This is a genomic window from Sphingomonas sp. PP-CE-3G-477, from assembly GCF_003050745.1.
Taxonomy (GTDB): domain Bacteria; phylum Pseudomonadota; class Alphaproteobacteria; order Sphingomonadales; family Sphingomonadaceae; genus Sphingomonas.
The window spans coordinates 1-15,885 of the sequence record NZ_QAOF01000002.1; the positions used below are offsets into that span (position 1 = coordinate 1).

At 66.7% G+C, this 15,885-nt stretch carries 12 protein-coding genes; 4 read left to right on the forward strand and 8 right to left on the reverse strand.

The genetic code is table 11. The features are described from left to right. A partial coding sequence (locus C8J45_RS05445; RefSeq protein ID WP_107962293.1) for a filamentous hemagglutinin N-terminal domain-containing protein occupies positions 1-2,257 on the reverse strand: 2,257 nt, incomplete at its 3' end. A 56-nt stretch (positions 2,258-2,313) separates the two neighbouring features. Next, positions 2,314-3,996 (reverse strand): ShlB/FhaC/HecB family hemolysin secretion/activation protein, encoded by a 1,683-nt coding sequence (locus C8J45_RS05450; protein WP_107962294.1) that lies wholly within the window; start codon positions 3,994-3,996, stop codon positions 2,314-2,316. 594 nt (positions 3,997-4,590) lie between these two features. Here C8J45_RS05450 and C8J45_RS05455 point away from each other — a divergent pair. The 4 genes from C8J45_RS05455 to C8J45_RS05475 all read left to right on the forward strand — a co-directional run bounded on the left by C8J45_RS05455 (position 4,591) and on the right by C8J45_RS05475 (position 10,143). Further along, a complete protein-coding gene (locus C8J45_RS05455; protein WP_107962295.1) occupies positions 4,591-5,271 on the forward strand; it encodes an NAD(P)H-dependent oxidoreductase in 681 nt (226 codons plus the stop codon). A gap of 26 nt (positions 5,272-5,297) precedes the next feature. After that, positions 5,298-8,714: a phosphoketolase gene (locus tag C8J45_RS05465; RefSeq protein ID WP_258191312.1), complete on the forward strand. Its 3,417-nt coding sequence runs from the start codon at positions 5,298-5,300 to the stop codon at positions 8,712-8,714. A gap of 8 nt (positions 8,715-8,722) precedes the next feature. Next, positions 8,723-9,730 (forward strand): acetate/propionate family kinase, encoded by a 1,008-nt coding sequence (locus tag C8J45_RS05470; RefSeq protein ID WP_258191313.1) that lies wholly within the window; start codon positions 8,723-8,725, stop codon positions 9,728-9,730. Positions 9,731-9,858: 128 nt separating this feature from the next. Continuing rightward, positions 9,859-10,143 (forward strand): hypothetical protein, encoded by a 285-nt coding sequence (locus tag C8J45_RS05475; RefSeq protein WP_107962298.1) that lies wholly within the window; start codon positions 9,859-9,861, stop codon positions 10,141-10,143. A gap of 22 nt (positions 10,144-10,165) precedes the next feature. Here the strand turns inward: C8J45_RS05475 and C8J45_RS05480 are convergent, their stop codons facing one another. The 6 genes from C8J45_RS05480 to C8J45_RS05500 form a co-directional block, all read right to left on the reverse strand. Further along, positions 10,166-11,815: an oleate hydratase gene (locus tag C8J45_RS05480; protein WP_107962299.1), complete on the reverse strand. Its 1,650-nt coding sequence runs from the start codon at positions 11,813-11,815 to the stop codon at positions 10,166-10,168. Positions 11,816-11,858: 43 nt separating this feature from the next. Then, positions 11,859-12,290 (reverse strand): response regulator, encoded by a 432-nt coding sequence (locus C8J45_RS05485; protein ID WP_107962300.1) that lies wholly within the window; start codon positions 12,288-12,290, stop codon positions 11,859-11,861. A 68-nt stretch (positions 12,291-12,358) separates the two neighbouring features. After that, complete coding sequence (locus C8J45_RS05490; RefSeq protein ID WP_107962301.1) at positions 12,359-12,991, reverse strand: response regulator transcription factor; 633 nt, start codon at positions 12,989-12,991, stop codon at positions 12,359-12,361. A gap of 8 nt (positions 12,992-12,999) precedes the next feature. Then, positions 13,000-14,721, reverse strand: coding sequence for a PAS domain S-box protein (locus C8J45_RS05495; protein WP_258191314.1), 1,722 nt, complete (start codon positions 14,719-14,721; stop codon positions 13,000-13,002). A 1-nt stretch (position 14,722) separates the two neighbouring features. Beyond that, positions 14,723-14,857: a hypothetical protein gene (locus tag C8J45_RS19530; RefSeq protein ID WP_258191315.1), complete on the reverse strand. Its 135-nt coding sequence runs from the start codon at positions 14,855-14,857 to the stop codon at positions 14,723-14,725. A 3-nt stretch (positions 14,858-14,860) separates the two neighbouring features. Then, the gene (locus tag C8J45_RS05500; RefSeq protein ID WP_107962302.1) at positions 14,861-15,679 is read right to left on the reverse strand and encodes a universal stress protein; all 819 of its coding nucleotides are present in this window, start codon (positions 15,677-15,679) and stop codon (positions 14,861-14,863) included. Between the last annotated feature and the right edge of the window lie 206 nt (positions 15,680-15,885).

Genomic DNA, 15,885 nt, shown 5'->3' on the forward strand with positions numbered 1-15,885 from the left:
GTGCTGGAGCCGGGGCGGGCGCTGGTGCCGGGGCGGGTGCTGGAGCCGGGGCGGGCGCTGGTGCCGGGGCGGGTGCCGGAGCCGGGGCGGGCGCGGGTGCCGGGGCAGGCGCCGGAGCTGGAGCCGGAGCTGGGGCGGGCGCTGGTGCCGGGGCGGGCGCTGGTGCCGGGGCAGGCGCCGGAGCGGGTGCTGGAGCCGGGGCGGGCGCTGGTGCCGGCGCTGGGGCGGGCGCCGGTGCGGGAGCAGGCGCTGGAGCAGGTGCCGCAGCCGTGATCGTCCCGGTCGTCCGGAACCCGGCGACGCAGCACGAGCTTGCCAGCGCGTATTGGTCCGCGTTCGCGCCGGTCAGCGTGTAGCCGCTGAAGCTGACGCCGATGCCGGTGCCTTCGCCGGTGCTGTCGAACGTCGCGGTCGCGTTCGGGCCGGCGACCAGCGATACACCGGTCGGCGTGCCCGAGGTGCCGTTGGTGTTGAACCCGCTCAAGACCGCCGCATTGGTGCCGTCGGCGACCTTCTGCGCGGTCGGGAACAGCAGCATGCGCTGGGTGATCGCTGCGCCTTCGGTCAGGACGAACTCGGTCGAGAAGTCGGTCGGCGTGGTGTACGACACCGGGTTGTAGTTGATCGATACCGGCGCCGCAGTGACCGTGGTCGGCGGCGACAGCGCGGAGAACACGATCGTGCCGCCGTTGACGCCCGGCCCGGTGCCGTCCGACCCCGCGATCAGCGTCAGGCCGACCGGCAGGCCCAGGCTCTGCGCCGGGATCGTCGTGCCGCGGGTCAGCGTGACCGCGGCGTCGATCATCACGTCATGGCCTGCGCACAAGGCGATGTTGCCGTCGGTCGTCGTGATCGCGTGGAACACCTGCACGTTGCGCCCGGCGTTGAGCAGGATGCTGCCGTTGGTCGTGGTCAGCGCCGCGTTGACGTTCACGTCGCGGCCGCAGCAGGCGACGATGTTGCCGTTGGTCGCGGTGATCGGCGCGTTGATGTTGACGTCGCGAAACGCGTTCATCGTCAGCGTCGTCGGCACGCCCGACGCGGTCCACGCGACCGCGTCGTTGACGAAGATGTCGCCGTTCCCTGTTGTCGTGTCGCCCGCCGCAGGGAGCGTGCTGATCGTGATGCTGGTCGTGACGAGCTGGGCCGACAGCGTCGCGCCCGAGATGTTGCCGCCCGCGCCGATCACGTAATCCTGCGGATCGATCAGCCACATGCCCGTCGCGCCGCCCGGTGCGAACGTCGACACCTTGGCACTGTCCGCGACGTTGACGGTCGCCGCCGAGGTCTCGACGAAGCCGCCATTGCCACCGACCGGCGCGCTCGCGTCGAGTTCGCCGCTGACGGTGACCGTGCCGGTCTTCATGTCGCCGAGCAGGAGAATGGTGCCGCCGCGGTTCTGCAACGTGCGCGCCTCGACGATGCCGGTGTTGTTGACAGCGGTGTGGAGCAGGTCGCCGGCCCCCTGCGCGGTCATCACGACCTTGCCGCCGTCGGCGCGGATCAGCCCGCCGTTGCGGACCAGCGCGCCGACCGCGCCCTTGTCGACCGCGACGTTGAGCAGCCCGTCACCGGCGACATCGAGCGTGATCGCCTCGCCGCCCGCGAGCACGACGGTACCGAAATTCGCCTTGATCGTCCCGCTGTTGCCGACGTTTGCGCCCAGCAACGCGACGTAGCCGCCCTTCGCGGTGATCTTGCCATCGTTCTGGACCGAAGCGCCGCTCGTGCCCGCGAAACTGTTCTTGCCCGCGAGGAAATCGGCGTCGGAAATGTTCAGCGTCGATGCCACGAGGCCGCCGACGTTAACGTTGGCGGTCTGGCCGAACAGGATGCCGTTCGCGTTGACCAGGAACACCTTTCCGTTCGCCGACAGATTGCCGAGGATGACCGACGGATCGGTGCCGAGCACGCGGTTCAGCGCGACCGAGCTGCTGGTCGGCTGCTCGAAGACGACGCTCTTGCCCTTGCCGATCGAGAAGGACTGCCAGTTGATCGCCGCGCGATCGCTGGTCTGCGTCACGGTCAGTGACTTGCTGCCGGTCGCGATGCTCGCCTGGCCAGCGACGACCTCACCGCCGGTCGGGAGCGTCTGCGCCTCGACCGGACGTGCCACCACGGTACCCGCAAGGCTGAACCCGATCAGCCACGCGAACCGCGCGAGCCCGGTCGTGCCGAACAAGCCGCCGCGCTTGATGCGCGTGACGGTGGGAGCGGGGCGACTGGTGTTTCTGATCGACGAAGGGATGGGGGTCATGTGCGGTATCCTCGGTGGCGGCGGATGGCCGCTGAATTTTGGGGGTGCTGGTGCGCTCAGAAGGTCTTCGAGAGCTGGAACCAGGCGCGGCCCGACTTGTCGGGGGCGGACGTTGCATCGGCATCGCCGAGTTTCCGCGCGTACGTCGCCCTGGCGGCGATCCCGTACGGTCCCGCCCAGCTCAGGCCGGCGCCGTACGCGCTGCGCTTCGCGTGGTTCGATCCGTCGAAATACGGGTGCTTGACGAAATCGACCTCACCGACGTCGACGAACCCGAACAGCTGGAGCGCACCCGGCACGACCTGCGGCAAGGCCAGCCGCGCCTCGGCGGTCACGACATAGCCCTGGTCGCCGTAAGCCTCGCCCTCTGGGTAGGCGCGGACGGCATAGGCGCCGCCCAGCTCCATCTTCTCGGAGATGTCGAGGTTGCTGAACGCGATCTGCCCGCGCGCGGAGGCGAACAGCGACAGCGGCCCGGCGATCGTCTGTAACCGCGCGAAGCTGAACTGGACCTTCCCATAGCTGCCATCGGTGCGTGCGGTCAGCGCATCGATCGAGCGTTCGAATGCGCCGCGAATGTCGAGATTGCCGACCGAGTAGCTCAGCGAATACGCGCTCCAGCCGCCCCCGAGCAGCGTGTCGTGCTCATCGCCACTGAGCCCTGCGGTGACGACCTGCGCACGGCGATAGGTCGTGACGTCGACGATGCCGATCTTGTCCTCGAACCATTTCACGTCGCCGCCGAGCGTCACGTACAGGTTGTTGTCGCGCGATCGGATCAGCGGATAGCTGGCATAGACGCTGGCCACGTCGGCGTTGCCGCTGCCGTCGAGGCTGTCGAATTCCTTGCCGAGCGAATAGTCGAGATGCGCGAACGCGACGCCGAGCGTGACCTGCCCGATCGGTGCCTGGTACGACGCGCGGCCGTAGGCGAGCCCGGAGAACGAGGTCAGCGCGCGCAGGCTCAGCACGTCGCCCGAGCCCGTCGGGTTGTTCCAGTTGACCACGCCGCCGACGCGGTAGGCGCCGGTGTAGCGATTGCCGGCATTGTCGGCCTCGACGCTGCCGGTGATGCTCTGGCCGGGGGTGATCGCGACCAGCAGGTCCGACGTGCCGACCGCGGTGCCGGGGCTAAGCGTCGATGACACGCGCACGCCGGGCAGGTCCGACAGCATCAGCAGGCGGCGTTCGAGCGGCGCGACCGCGACTGGATCGCCGACGTCGAGCCCGGTGAGGATGCCGTTTGCGACGCTATCCGACAGCCTCGACTCGTTCTTGAGCCCGATCGCGCCGAAACGCCCCTCGATCACCGCGATCGTGACCGCGCCGCTCTGTACGTCCTGCTCGGGGAGGTAGGCGTTCGCGACGAAATAGCCGCGGCTCGTGTAATAGGCGGTGATCCGCGCGGCGAGCGTCTTCAGCTCGGACAGGTCGAGCTCGCTGTTCGGCGTGAACTCGGACGCGGCGATCAGGTCGGCCTCGGGAAACAGCGTCGCACCGGTCACGCGGAGCGACCGGACGAGCGTCTTCGGGCCACCAGCGGCAGGAACGACCACCGGCGCTTTCCGATCGAAGCCGAAGTCGGGCGCGGGCGTCTCGTTCAACGGTACGGGCGGGATCTGCTGGAGCTGTCCACCGGCCCCGACGGGAACCTGCGCCTGCGCCGATTGCGTCGAAATCAGCAGGGCAGCCGGGCTCACAGCCGCAAGCGCGGCCGCCCAAAGGGTCGACTTGTACATGAACACCTCGAAAGTCACCGCGGATGGAAGGCACGGGTCTCCCATCCGCAGCAGCGGGAGCCGTTCGAGTAGAGGGTAGAGCGCCCGAAGCGAGGACGAAGCCTTCGTAAAGATCAGGGCCGCGACATGACCGCGTTGCACTGCATCTCACTACAGATGATGAGGCGTAAGAGCTTGGGACGTGGTCGGCCGCGAGAATCGCGGTGTATGGCTTACCCCAAAGCGTCCTTAACATATGTCTGGAAACTAAGTTTGACACAAGACAATTACGTCATTTGTGCATAAATAAATTACAATTTTTCAGACATGTAGAGAAAAGCCAAGTTTTTCGACAGATTCCCGTGAGTTTTGTCGAAGTTATCCGGATGCGACATCAGACGGTTTCGTGTCAGCGACACTAATTGGCTACCGGCCGAGATAGTCTCGTTAACCTTTCGCCAAGCGCGCCTCGATGCACGAGTGCGTAATTCCCGAGGGTCAACTGCAATCGCTCGATCGCGTAGTTCTGCCTTACCCGGACGCCTTGGATCACCGCGCTGCAAGCTCGTGCGCGATCCCGTGGAGTCCGCTGCGCACTGAAGGGAAAGGCCGACGATGTCCGACGAGCGATCTGCAGCGGGAGGCCGGCACGCGGTGATCCTGTGCCACCCCGATCCGTCGAGCTTCAATCACGCGATCGCGGGCGCCTATTGCGACGCGGTTCGTGCGGCCGGACAGGTGGTCGTACTGCGCGATCTCTACGCGATCGGGTTCGATCCGGTGCTGAAGGCGGCGGAGCGGCCGACGACTGTCGCAGCAGCCTACGGGCAGGATGTGCTCGACGAGGTGGATGCCATTTCCGGTTGCGACGTGTTCGTGCTGGTCTATCCGATCTGGTTCGGGACGCCGCCGGCGATGCTGAAGGGCTATGTCGAGCGCGTGTTCGGTGCGGGCGTGCAACCCGAGGCGCTGCAGGGCCGGGTGCGGACCGATCTGTTGGGAGGCAAGCGGTTGCTCAGCTTCTCGACGTCGGCCGCAAGCAAGATCTGGCTCGACGAACAGGGCCAGGGGCAAGGGCTGAACAGCGTCTTCGACCAGTATATCGTCCACGCGTTCGGGATGCGATCGCAGGAGCATCGCCGGTTCGCGCATATCACGCAGGATCTCCGCAAGCAGTTCGCCGACCAGTATCTCCGTGACGTCGCCGTCCAGGCGCAGCGGACCTGCGCGCAGATCGCATTCGGGGACGAGGCGCTGCTCGCCGATCCCGCGCTCGTCGCCCGGATGGCACGCTGATCCATCCGCATCTTCAAGGAAATTCCATGACCCGTATGATGCACGCCGCCGTCGTCGAGGCGTTCGGCAAACCCCTGACCTTGCGCGAATGGCCGGTACCGGTCGCAGGGCCCGGACAGATCGTCGTCAAGACCGAAGCGTGCGGGGTGTGTCACACCGACCTGCATGCCGCGCATGGTGACTGGCCGGTCAAGCCCACGCCGCCGTTCATTCCAGGGCATGAGGGGATCGGTATCGTCGTCGAAGTCGGCGCGGGGGTTACGATCGTGAAGCTCGGCGACCGGGTTGGTGTGCCGTGGCTGTATTCCGCGTGTGGGCATTGCGAATACTGCCTGTCCGCCTGGGAGACGGTGTGCGCCGAGGCGGAGTTCGGCGGCTACACGCGCAACGGCGGATTCGCGGAGTATATCCTCGCCGACCCGAACTATGTCGCGTATATTCCCGCCGGGCTGTCCGCGGTCGAGGCGGCGCCGATCATCTGCGCGGGCATCACCACCTACAAGGGCATCAAGGAAACGGGCGCTAAGCCGGGCGAGTGGGTCGCGATCTCGGGCGTCGGCGGTCTGGGGCATCTCGCCGTGCAGTACGCCAAGGCGATGGGGTTGCGCGTTGCCGCGGTCGATGTCGACGAAGGCAAGCTCGCCCATGCCAAGGCGCTGGGCGCGGAACTGTTGATCGACGCGCGCAAGCCGGATGCGATCGCGGCGCTGAAGGACGGGACGGGGGGCGGCGCGCACGGCGTGCTGATCACCGCGCCTTCCTTGACCGCGTTCAATCAGGGCGTGGCGATGACGCCTCAAAGGGACCTGCGTGCTCGTCGGACTGCCGCCGGGCGACTTTCCGATGCCGCTGTTCGACGTCGTGGCGCAGTGCATCACGGTGCGCGGGTCGTTCGTCGGGACGCGCAAGGACATGGCCGAGGCGCTCGCCTTTGCCGCGGATGGCAAGGTGAAGGCGGACATCGAAGTGCAGCCCTTGTCGGCGATCAACGACATCTTCGACCGGCTCCAGCACGGGCAGGTCGCGTCGCGCGTCGTCCTCGATTTCGGGAGCTGAACATGGCCGATACTGCAACGCTGGCGCCTGCGAAGACGCACCCGCTGTCCCACGACATGCTGCGCCGGATGGACGCCTATTGGCGGGCGGCGAATTACCTGTCGGTCGGTCAGATCTATCTGCGCGACAATGCGTCGCTCGATCGGCCACTGACGATCGCCGACGTGAAGCCGCGGCTGCTCGGGCATTGGGGGACGACGCCGGGGCTGAACTTCCTGTACGTCCATCTCAACCGCCTGATCGTCGAGCATGACCTCGACATGATCAACATCATCGGACCGGGGCATGGCGGGCCGGGGCTAGTGGCCAACACCTATCTGGAGGGCTCGTACACCGAACGCTATCCGGCGATCGAGCGTAGCCGCAGCGGCATGCACCGGCTGTTCCGGCAATTCTCGTGGCCGGGCGGCATCCCGAGCCATGTCGCACCCGAGACGCCGGGATCGATGCACGAAGGCGGCGAGCTCGGGTACTCGCTTGCGCACGCTTACGGCGCGGCGTTCGACAATCCGGACCTGATCGTCGCGTGCGTGGTCGGCGACGGTGAGGCGGAAACCGGCGCACTGGCGGCGAGCTGGCATTCGAACAAGTTCCTCAATCCCGCGCGCGATGGTGCGGTGCTGCCGATCCTGCACCTCAACGGCTTCAAGATCGCCAATCCGACGATCCTCGCGCGGATCGACGGGCATGAGCTCGACGCGTTGCTGCGCGGCTATGGGCATGAACCCTATTATGTCGGCGGGAGCGATCCGGCGGCGGTTCACCAGCAGCTTGCCGCCGCGCTCGACAAGGCGCTGGCGCGGATCCAGGCGATCCAGGCGGCGGCGCGGGTGGAGGGCGTGACGCCCGAACGACCGCGCTGGCCGATGATCGTGTTCCGTACGCCGAAGGGCTGGACCGGGCCGAAGTTCGTCGATGGCAAGCCGGTCGAGGGTACGTGGCGCGCGCATCAGGTGCCGATCGCGGACTTCAAGGATCCCGAGCATCTGCGCCAGCTCGAGGCGTGGATGCGGAGTTACCGGCCCGAAGAGCTGTTCGATGATACGGGCAAGTTCCTGGAGGAGTATGCGTCGCTCGCGCCGACCGGGCATCGGCGGATGGGATCGAATCCGCACACCAATGGTGGCGAACTGATGGTGCCGTTGTCGCTGCCTGATTTCCGTGAGTTCGCGGTGGCAGTGGACGCGCCGGGGACGGTGAAGGCCGAGGCCACGCGCGTGCTCGGGCGCTATCTGCGTGACGTGATGAAGCTTAATCTCGCGAGCGTGAACTTCCGCCTCTTCGGCCCGGACGAGACCGCGTCGAACCGGCTTGCCGACGTCTACGACGTGTCGGGAAAGGTCTGGATGGCGGAGATCGAGGCGGTCGACGAGCATCTCGGACCCGATGGGCGCGTGATGGAGGTGCTGAGCGAGCATCTCTGCCAGGGCTGGCTGGAGGGGTATCTGCTGACCGGGCGGCACGGGCTGTTCTCGTGCTACGAAGCGTTCGTCCACATCGTCGATTCGATGGTCAACCAGCATGCGAAGTGGCTGAAGACGACCAGGACGATCCCGTGGCGGCGGCCGATCGCGTCGCTCAATTACCTGCTGACGTCGCATGTCTGGCGGCAGGATCACAACGGGCTGTCGCATCAGGATCCGGGGTTCATCGACCACGTCGCGAACAAGACCGCGGACGTCGCGCGGATCTACCTGCCGCCCGATGCGAACTGCCTGTTGTCGGTCGGCGATCACTGCCTGCGCAGTCGCGGCTATGTGAACGTGATCGTCGCGGGGAAGCAGCCCGAGTGGCAATGGCTCGGGATCGACGCGGCGGTGCGGCACTGCACCGCGGGCGCGGGAGTCTGGGCTTGGGCGGGCGACGATGCCGACCCTGATGTGGTGATGGCGTGCGCGGGCGACGTACCGACGCTGGAGACGCTGGCGGCGGTGACGATGTTGCGTGCATACGTGCCCGATATCCGCATCCGGGTGGTCAACGTAGTCGACCTGATGGTGCTGCAACCACGCTCCGAACACTCGCACGGGCTCGACGAGCGCGAGTTCGACGCGATGTTCACGCGCGACAAGCCGGTAATCTTCGCGTTTCACGGCTATCCGGCAATGATCCACAAGCTGACCTATCGGCGCGCGAACCACGCCAATATCCACGTCCGTGGCTACAAGGAGATGGGGACCACGACGACGCCGTTCGACATGGTCGTGCTGAACGATCTCGACCGGTACCGGCTGGCGCTCGACGCGATCGAGCGCGTGCCTCGGCTTCGCGACTGCGTGCCGCGCGAGACCGCACGGTATTGGACGACGATGGAGCGGCACAAGCTCTACATCGCCGAGCAGGGCGACGATCTGCCGGAGGTGCGTGACTGGCAATGGGCACGGTAGAGGGGCGCGTGGTAGTTCTCGCGCTCAACAGCGGGTCGTCGTCACTGAAGTATGGGCTGTACGCGGTTGAGCGCGAACCGGTCGTGCTCGTTGGCGGTACGATCGAGACGGTCGACGACCATGGGCGCTTCTTTAACACGATCGAGACCGCGTTGAAGGGGTGGCCGACGCCTACAGTGATCGGTCACCGTATCGTCCACGGTGGCCCACACCGCAATGCGCATTGCCGGATCGACGATGCGGTGATGGCGGATCTGGAGGTGGCGTGTGCGTTCGCGCCGCTGCACGGACCGGCGTCGCTGGCGCTGATCCGGGCTGCGGAGGCGCGCTATCCGCGCGTGCCGCAGATCGCGTGCTTCGATACCGCGTTCCATGCGGACATGCCCGACATCGCCAGGACGCTGCCGATCCCGCGCGAATACCAGGCGACCGGCGTGCGGCGCTACGGTTTTCACGGCCTGTCCTGCGAGTCGATCGTCCGGCAACTCGCCGGCGATATGCCCGCACGGCTGGTGATCGCGCACCTCGGCAACGGCGCGAGCGTGACTGCCGTGCGCGATGGCCGATCGATCGACACCAGCATGGGGCTGACCCCGTCCGGCGGCGTGATGATGGCGACCCGGACGGGCGATATCGATCCCGGCGTGTTGCTGTACCTGCTGCGAGAAACCGAGCTGGACGCCAAGACGCTGGCGACGCTGGTCGATCATGCTTCCGGGATGACGGGTATCTCGGGGCTGTCCGGCGACATGCGCGTCCTGCGATCCGCGACGACCGGAGACGCCGACCTCGCCATCCGGATGTTCGAGCGATCGGTGTGCAAGCAGATCGCAGCGATGATTGCCTCGCTCGGCGGCGCAGACATACTCGTGCTGACGGGCGGCATCGGCGAGAACGACGGACTCACCGGCCGCGCCGTTCGCGACGGGCTGGCCTGGATACCGGATCTCGGCGTCCGTGTGATCGCGTCGCAGGAAGATGCGCAGATCGCCCTGCATGCCGCCGCGCTCGCGTGAGAACAGCGGCGAGTACGTGCTTTCCGAGTCCCGACGTCGGATACCTCCTGCGCTAAGCTCGGAACAGGATCAGCTCCATCGGAACCCGCATCATGCGGCGGCGATCGCGGGCCAGCGGGGAGTTCGCAATGAACGCTATCCACACCGAAATGCGCTATTTTCAGCGGCGGCTCGACGATACGCTGGCGATGGCGGACGCCGCGGCCGGCCCCTGCGCGCGCAAGGCCCATCAGTTGCTTGCGCGGCTGTACGGCGAGGCGCTGGACGCGCTTCTGGCGCAGGCGTCGACGATATCGGTTCAACGGCGACCGGCGTTCTCTGCTGGCATTCTGCGTGCGGATCGCAACGCGACGGCGCGTGGGCATCGGTCCTCGACACACCGGATGCAACGCACGCTGACGCTCGCCTCGTAGAGCGCCAGTCGCCTGACGGGACCTAGCTGGTCCCGTGGTCGCCGGTCGTCGCGAGATCGTGGAGCGCGACGAATGCCCTGAACAGCACGCGTGGATCGAACACGCCCTTGTACACCGCGGGGGGCGAACGGCGCAGGCCGAGTAACCCGTAGACCGCGGTCTGCGCCGAGCGGACCGAATATTCGACCGTGAACACGCAGTCGTCGGGCATCTCGCAATATTGGCCGATGATCGCGAGGTTGGCGGTGCCGGCGGGGATCACGTCGGGCCGGTCGCCATGCCTGCGCGGCATGAACTGGCTGGTGATGAACGGCATCATGCACGGGATGCAGATCGCGCTCGCGAGGATCGCCTCGGCCTTTGCAGCGAGACCGAGATGGCCGAGGATCTCGGTCATGATCTCGCGGCCGGTACAGTCGCCCATCGGCTTGCGGACGAAATCGCCGATCGCATCGACCGACAGGCCGTATCCCCAGAACACCGCGACGTCGTCAGGCTGGCCGAGAAAATGCGGCTGCGAGGGGATGACGATCGAGGCTAGCCAGCTCGACTCGGTGAACGTGATCAACCCGCCTTCACCGGGGACGTTGCCGGTCGCGTCGCGGATCAGCGTCAGCAGCGCGGCGTCGTGCAGCGTGGTCGTGAACGAGACCCATTTCGAGCGATCGACGTCCTCGGTGAACGCGGCCGGCTGGCCGAATTCCGGGCGATCCTTCGCGAGCCTTTCCCAGAGTTTCCACGCCCCGCCCATGCCTACGCCGTGCAATTCGGGCACGACGTCCATCGACCCGAGGCTGGAGCCTTCGGTCATCGAACCCAGCGTGAGCATCACGTAATCGTCGGTATCGATGCGGATTTCGCTGACCTTGTCGCCGCTCTCGATGCGGATGCCGCGGACGACGGTGATCCCGTCCTCTTCGGCCAGCCGGAGATCGGTGACGGTCGTGTTCATCCGGAACTGTACGCCGCGCGCAACCAGCCAGGCGTGGAGCGGGCGGACCATCGAGTCATACTGGTTCAGCGGCGTGCGCATGATCCCCTCCAGCCGGTTGAAGCCGCCGACCATGTGCGCGAAGCGGAGCAGGTATCGCTTGAACTCCACCGCGCTGTGCCAAGGCTGGAACGCGAAAGTGGTGCACCACATCATCCAGAAATTGGTCTTGAAGAACGCGTCGTCGAACTGATCGGCGATGGTGGAGCGATCGAGGATCGCCTCGGGCGTGATCGCAAGCCGTTCGAGACCGCGGATATGGTGTCCGGTCAGGCCGAATTCGGGCGCGACGTGGCGCTGTCCGCCGGAAAACGGGCGCGAATGCGACGACGTCTTCATCGTCGCGTTCCAGTCGAAGATCTCCTTCGTGACGGTCTTGTCGCCGTCCAGCGTCGGGACCGACGAGAAGAGATCGAACGTGCAGAGGTATTTCGACTCGAGCATCCGCCCGCCGCGCAGCGAATAGCCCTCCGCAGCGGAGCCGCCGCCGTCGAGGCTGCCACCGAGCAACGTGCCTTCGTCGATGATCGTGATATCCGTGCCGCGCATATCGCCGTCGCGGATGAGAAACAGTGCCGCGGCGAGCGAGGCGACCCCGCCGCCGACGAGGAATGCCCGGCCTTCGTCGCGGGGGACGGGGGCGGTGTCGGGGTCGTCCTGGAATGGATCGGTGGCGGTCATGGCAAAGTCCTTGGCGACAGAATGGGCTGATACGTGGGCGAGGTCATCCCGCGGCGTTCCAGCCGGACCAACTGCGATCGATCGACGCGGCGATCGCGGTGAGCAGGGAGGCGTCCCCGGTGCCGCGATCCAGGATGCGGTCGCCCTGGCGCTCGGCGGCATGGATCAGTGCGGGCGGCGGAGCGGTACCGTCGAGCAGGATCGCCTTGCCGCGCCAGCCGGATGCGCGCATCGCCCGCAGCATCTCGGTGCCGTCGTCGTCGGGATCGCGACCGCCATGTCCCTCGATATCGACGACGATGCAGGGAAAGTCCCGCGAGCGAGGGTCGGCAAGCAGCGCCGCACTGGTGGCGTAGGAGCGAACGTCGTAGCGCTCCGACAGCAGCATGATCTGGCGCGCGCGTCGGATCGCCGGATCGCCATCGACCAGCGATATGCCGATGCCGTCATGGGGGGTGGTCGAATGGTCGGTCATCGATGGTCCTTCGAGACATCGGATGACAGGGTCGAACCGCGCCGTCTGTACGTAGAAGACGAGGGGCGTCAGGCGGGTTCGGGCATCTCGCCCAGGCCGGCGGCGAACGCGATGCGCAGGACGTCGGACAGGCTGCGCGCGGACAGTTTCTCCATCAGGTTCGCGCGATGGACTTCGACGGTGCGCGTGGCGATGTCGAGGTCGTAGGCGATCAGCTTGTTCGGGCGCCCCAGCACCATGCCGTCGAGGACGTCGCGTTCGCGCGGCGTGAGCGCGGCGAGGCGGACGACCGCGTCGGCTGCGGCGAGATGCTCGCGGTCGGAGCGCGCCGCCTGCGCCAGCGCGGTCTCGATCGCGGCGAGCAACGCGGTGCGCTCGAACGGCTTTTCGAGGAATTCGACCGCCCCCGCCTTGATCGCGCGGACCGCCAGCGTCACGTCGCCGTGGCCGGTCAGCATGATCACCGGCAGCGCGATGCCGGACTGGGCCAGTCGCGCCTGCACGTCGAGACCGTCGATATCGGGCATGCGGACGTCGAGCAGCACGCAGCCCCGCGTCTCGCGCGTGACGGCCTTGAGGAAATGCGTGCCTGCCGGATACGTCTCGACCGCGTAGCCTGCCTTGCGCAACAGGAAGCCGACCGACTGGCGGATCGCCTCGTCGTCGTCGACGATGTGCACCGTTCGCCCTGGTTCAGTCATGGCTGGTGTCAGTCATCGGGTTCGCTTTCCAGGGGCGCTGCGAGCGGCACGGTGAAATGGAAGGCAGTGCCGCCCGCCGCGGTGCCGCCCGCCGCGATGCCGTCCGCCCAGATCCGGCCGCCATGCGCCTCGACGATCGTCCGGCAGATCGACAGGCCGAGGCCCATGCCGTCCTCCTTGGTGGTCGCGAACGCCTCGAACAGGCGGGCGCGGACCGCCGCGTCGATCCCCGTGCCCGTGTCGGTCACGCTGATTCGCATCCAGCCGTCGCGATCGGGCGCGGTCGCGATCGTGAGTTCCTTGCGCGGCGATGACGCCATCGACTGGATCGCGTTGCGGATCAGGTTGACGAGCACCTGCTGGATCTGGACGCGATCGACGCGAACCGTGGCGGCGTCGGTGTCGGCGTCTGTCGTGTCGGCGATCGTCTTGGTGACGGTGATGCCCGCTTCATGGGCGCCGAGCAGGCCGAGACTGGTCGCCTCCTCGACCAGCACGTCGAGCCGCTCGTCGCGAAACCCGGTATCGCCGCCATCGACGAACGCGCGCAGCCGTCGCACGATCGTTCCCGCACGCAGCGATTGCGCGGCCGCCAGATCCAGTGCCTCGGCGATATCGACGAGCAACGGCGTGTCGTCATCGCCGATCATCGCCCGCGTCGCCTCCAGGTAATTGGCGATCGCGGTCAGCGGCTGGTTGATCTCGTGCGCAAGCGTGGAGGCCATCGTCCCCATCGCGCTGACCCGCGACACATGGACGAGTTCGGACTGAAGCTCCTGCAGGCGCCGTTCGGTCGCGTGGCGGTTGGTGAGGTCGCGGATGAAGCCGGTGAAGATCCGTTCGCCCGCGATCGACGCCTCGCCGACCGCGAGTTCGATCGGAAACGTCTCGCCCCCCTTGCGCATGGCCCGTTCGAGACGGACGGCGCCGATGACATGGCGCTCCCCGGTGTGCCGATACGTCCTCAGATGCGCATCGTGATCGCGCGCCTCGGCCTGCGGCATCAGCATCGCGACGTTCTGGCCGATCACCTCACGGGCCGCATAGCCGAAGACAAGCTCCGCGGCGGCGCTGAACGAGGCGACGATGCCGTTCTCGTTCATCACGATCATCGCATCGGGGACGGTGTTGAGGATCGAGCGAAGGTGATGTTCGCGCCGCACGATCGCCGCCTCGGCAGCCTTTTCGCGCGTGATGTCGCGGATGACCTTGCCGAACCCGCGCAATGCGCCCGCATCGTCGTGCAGCGCCGTTATGGTCACCGCGGCGAGAAATTCGGAGCCGTCCTTGCGGACGCGCCAGCTCTCTTCCTCGATCCGTCCGCAGGCATGCGCCTGGGCGAGATCGGCCTCGGGCTTGCCCGTCGCGATATCGTCGGCCGGATAGAAGATCGCGAAGTCCCGGCCGATGATCTCCGCTTCGGCCCAGCCCTTGATGCGTTCGGCGCCGCGGTTCCAGATCGTCACCCGGCCTTTCGGATCTAACATGTAGATCGCGTAGTTGGTCGCGCCGTCGATCAGGAGCCCCAACTCTTCGGCGAGCGCGGCATCGCCGCGTGCCACCGCGTCGCCGGTCAGGCCGCCGTCCGGAGACTGCGCGGCGATCATGCGCGCGGCACAGACTGTCTTGGCAATGATCTGCAAGTCATTGAGACGAGGGCCTTGTTCGACGAACGGCTCCAGCGTGTCTTCCGCCGAGAGTTCGACGTGCAACGTTGGAACATGACCCATGTTAAGCTAGATATCCGCTATGTGCTAATAGTCCTTCGACGAGGATTATCACCGCCAAAATCGTCCCGCCGATGAATGGTCTTGGATTCATCGCGATCGACGCGGCCAGATACTTGCGGAGCGCCATCGCGATCATGCACTAATGCGATAGTAGCGTGCAGCGTCGGTCGCGCAGCAACAGATCTCGCGTGACCCCGCCGAACGCCCATTCGCGAATTCTGCTATGGCCGTAAGCGCCGGCCACGACGAGGTCGGCGTCGACGTCGTTGGCGATCGAGGCGAGCGTATCGATACTGGTGCCCTTCATCCGCACCACGATCTTGTCCACGTCGACGCTCTGCCGTGCGAGCCACGCGGCGACATCCTCGAGCGGCGCGCGAGCGTCGAGCGCATCGATCGCGACCGCGACGATGATCACGCGGTCTGCGGCGTGTAGTATCGGCAGCGCATCGCTCACCGCACGGCGACATTCGCGCGTGTCGGTCCAGGCGACCATGACCGTCCTGAAGCTTGCCGTGGCGGCACCGTCGGGCACCACCAGCACCGGACGGCCTGCGCGCAGGATAAGCTCGCCGGTATCGGCATGCGTCGACAGGTCGGCGTATCCCGGCCCGGCGCTGGTGATGACGAGATCGGCCGAGCGCGCATTCTCCGCGACGACATGCACGATGTTGATGAGCGTCGGGATCGAGCGCCATTCGAGGACGTGGCCAGCGAGCCGCTCATGCGCGTGGAACTCGGTCTCGGCGCGGGCGAGTTCGTCGGCGACGATATCGCGTTCGATCACGGCATATTCGCCGCCGAGATAGCCGTCGCACGCACCGATCTGGACCGGCTGGCAGGCGGCGATGCCGATCACCGACGCGCCGTGGCGATCGGCGAGCGTCGCCGCGACGTCGAGCAACGCGGCGTTCGGTCGTCCGCCGTCGAGATGCACCAACAGGGTGGAATAGGTCATTGTCGCGTTCCCCGATCCGGCTTCGATCCGGGCGCATATTCGGCGCCCCGATCCGATCAGCGGTTTCGTCGATGACGCGGGGTCGCGAAAGGATCGGGAACTACGCAGGCCGACTGCCAGGACGGTGTGCGTAGTTCCCGACGCTGTCGGCGCCGTGGCCCCTCGATAGGGTGACGCTCGCCGGTTCGGGGCTCTCGTGCCGCGCC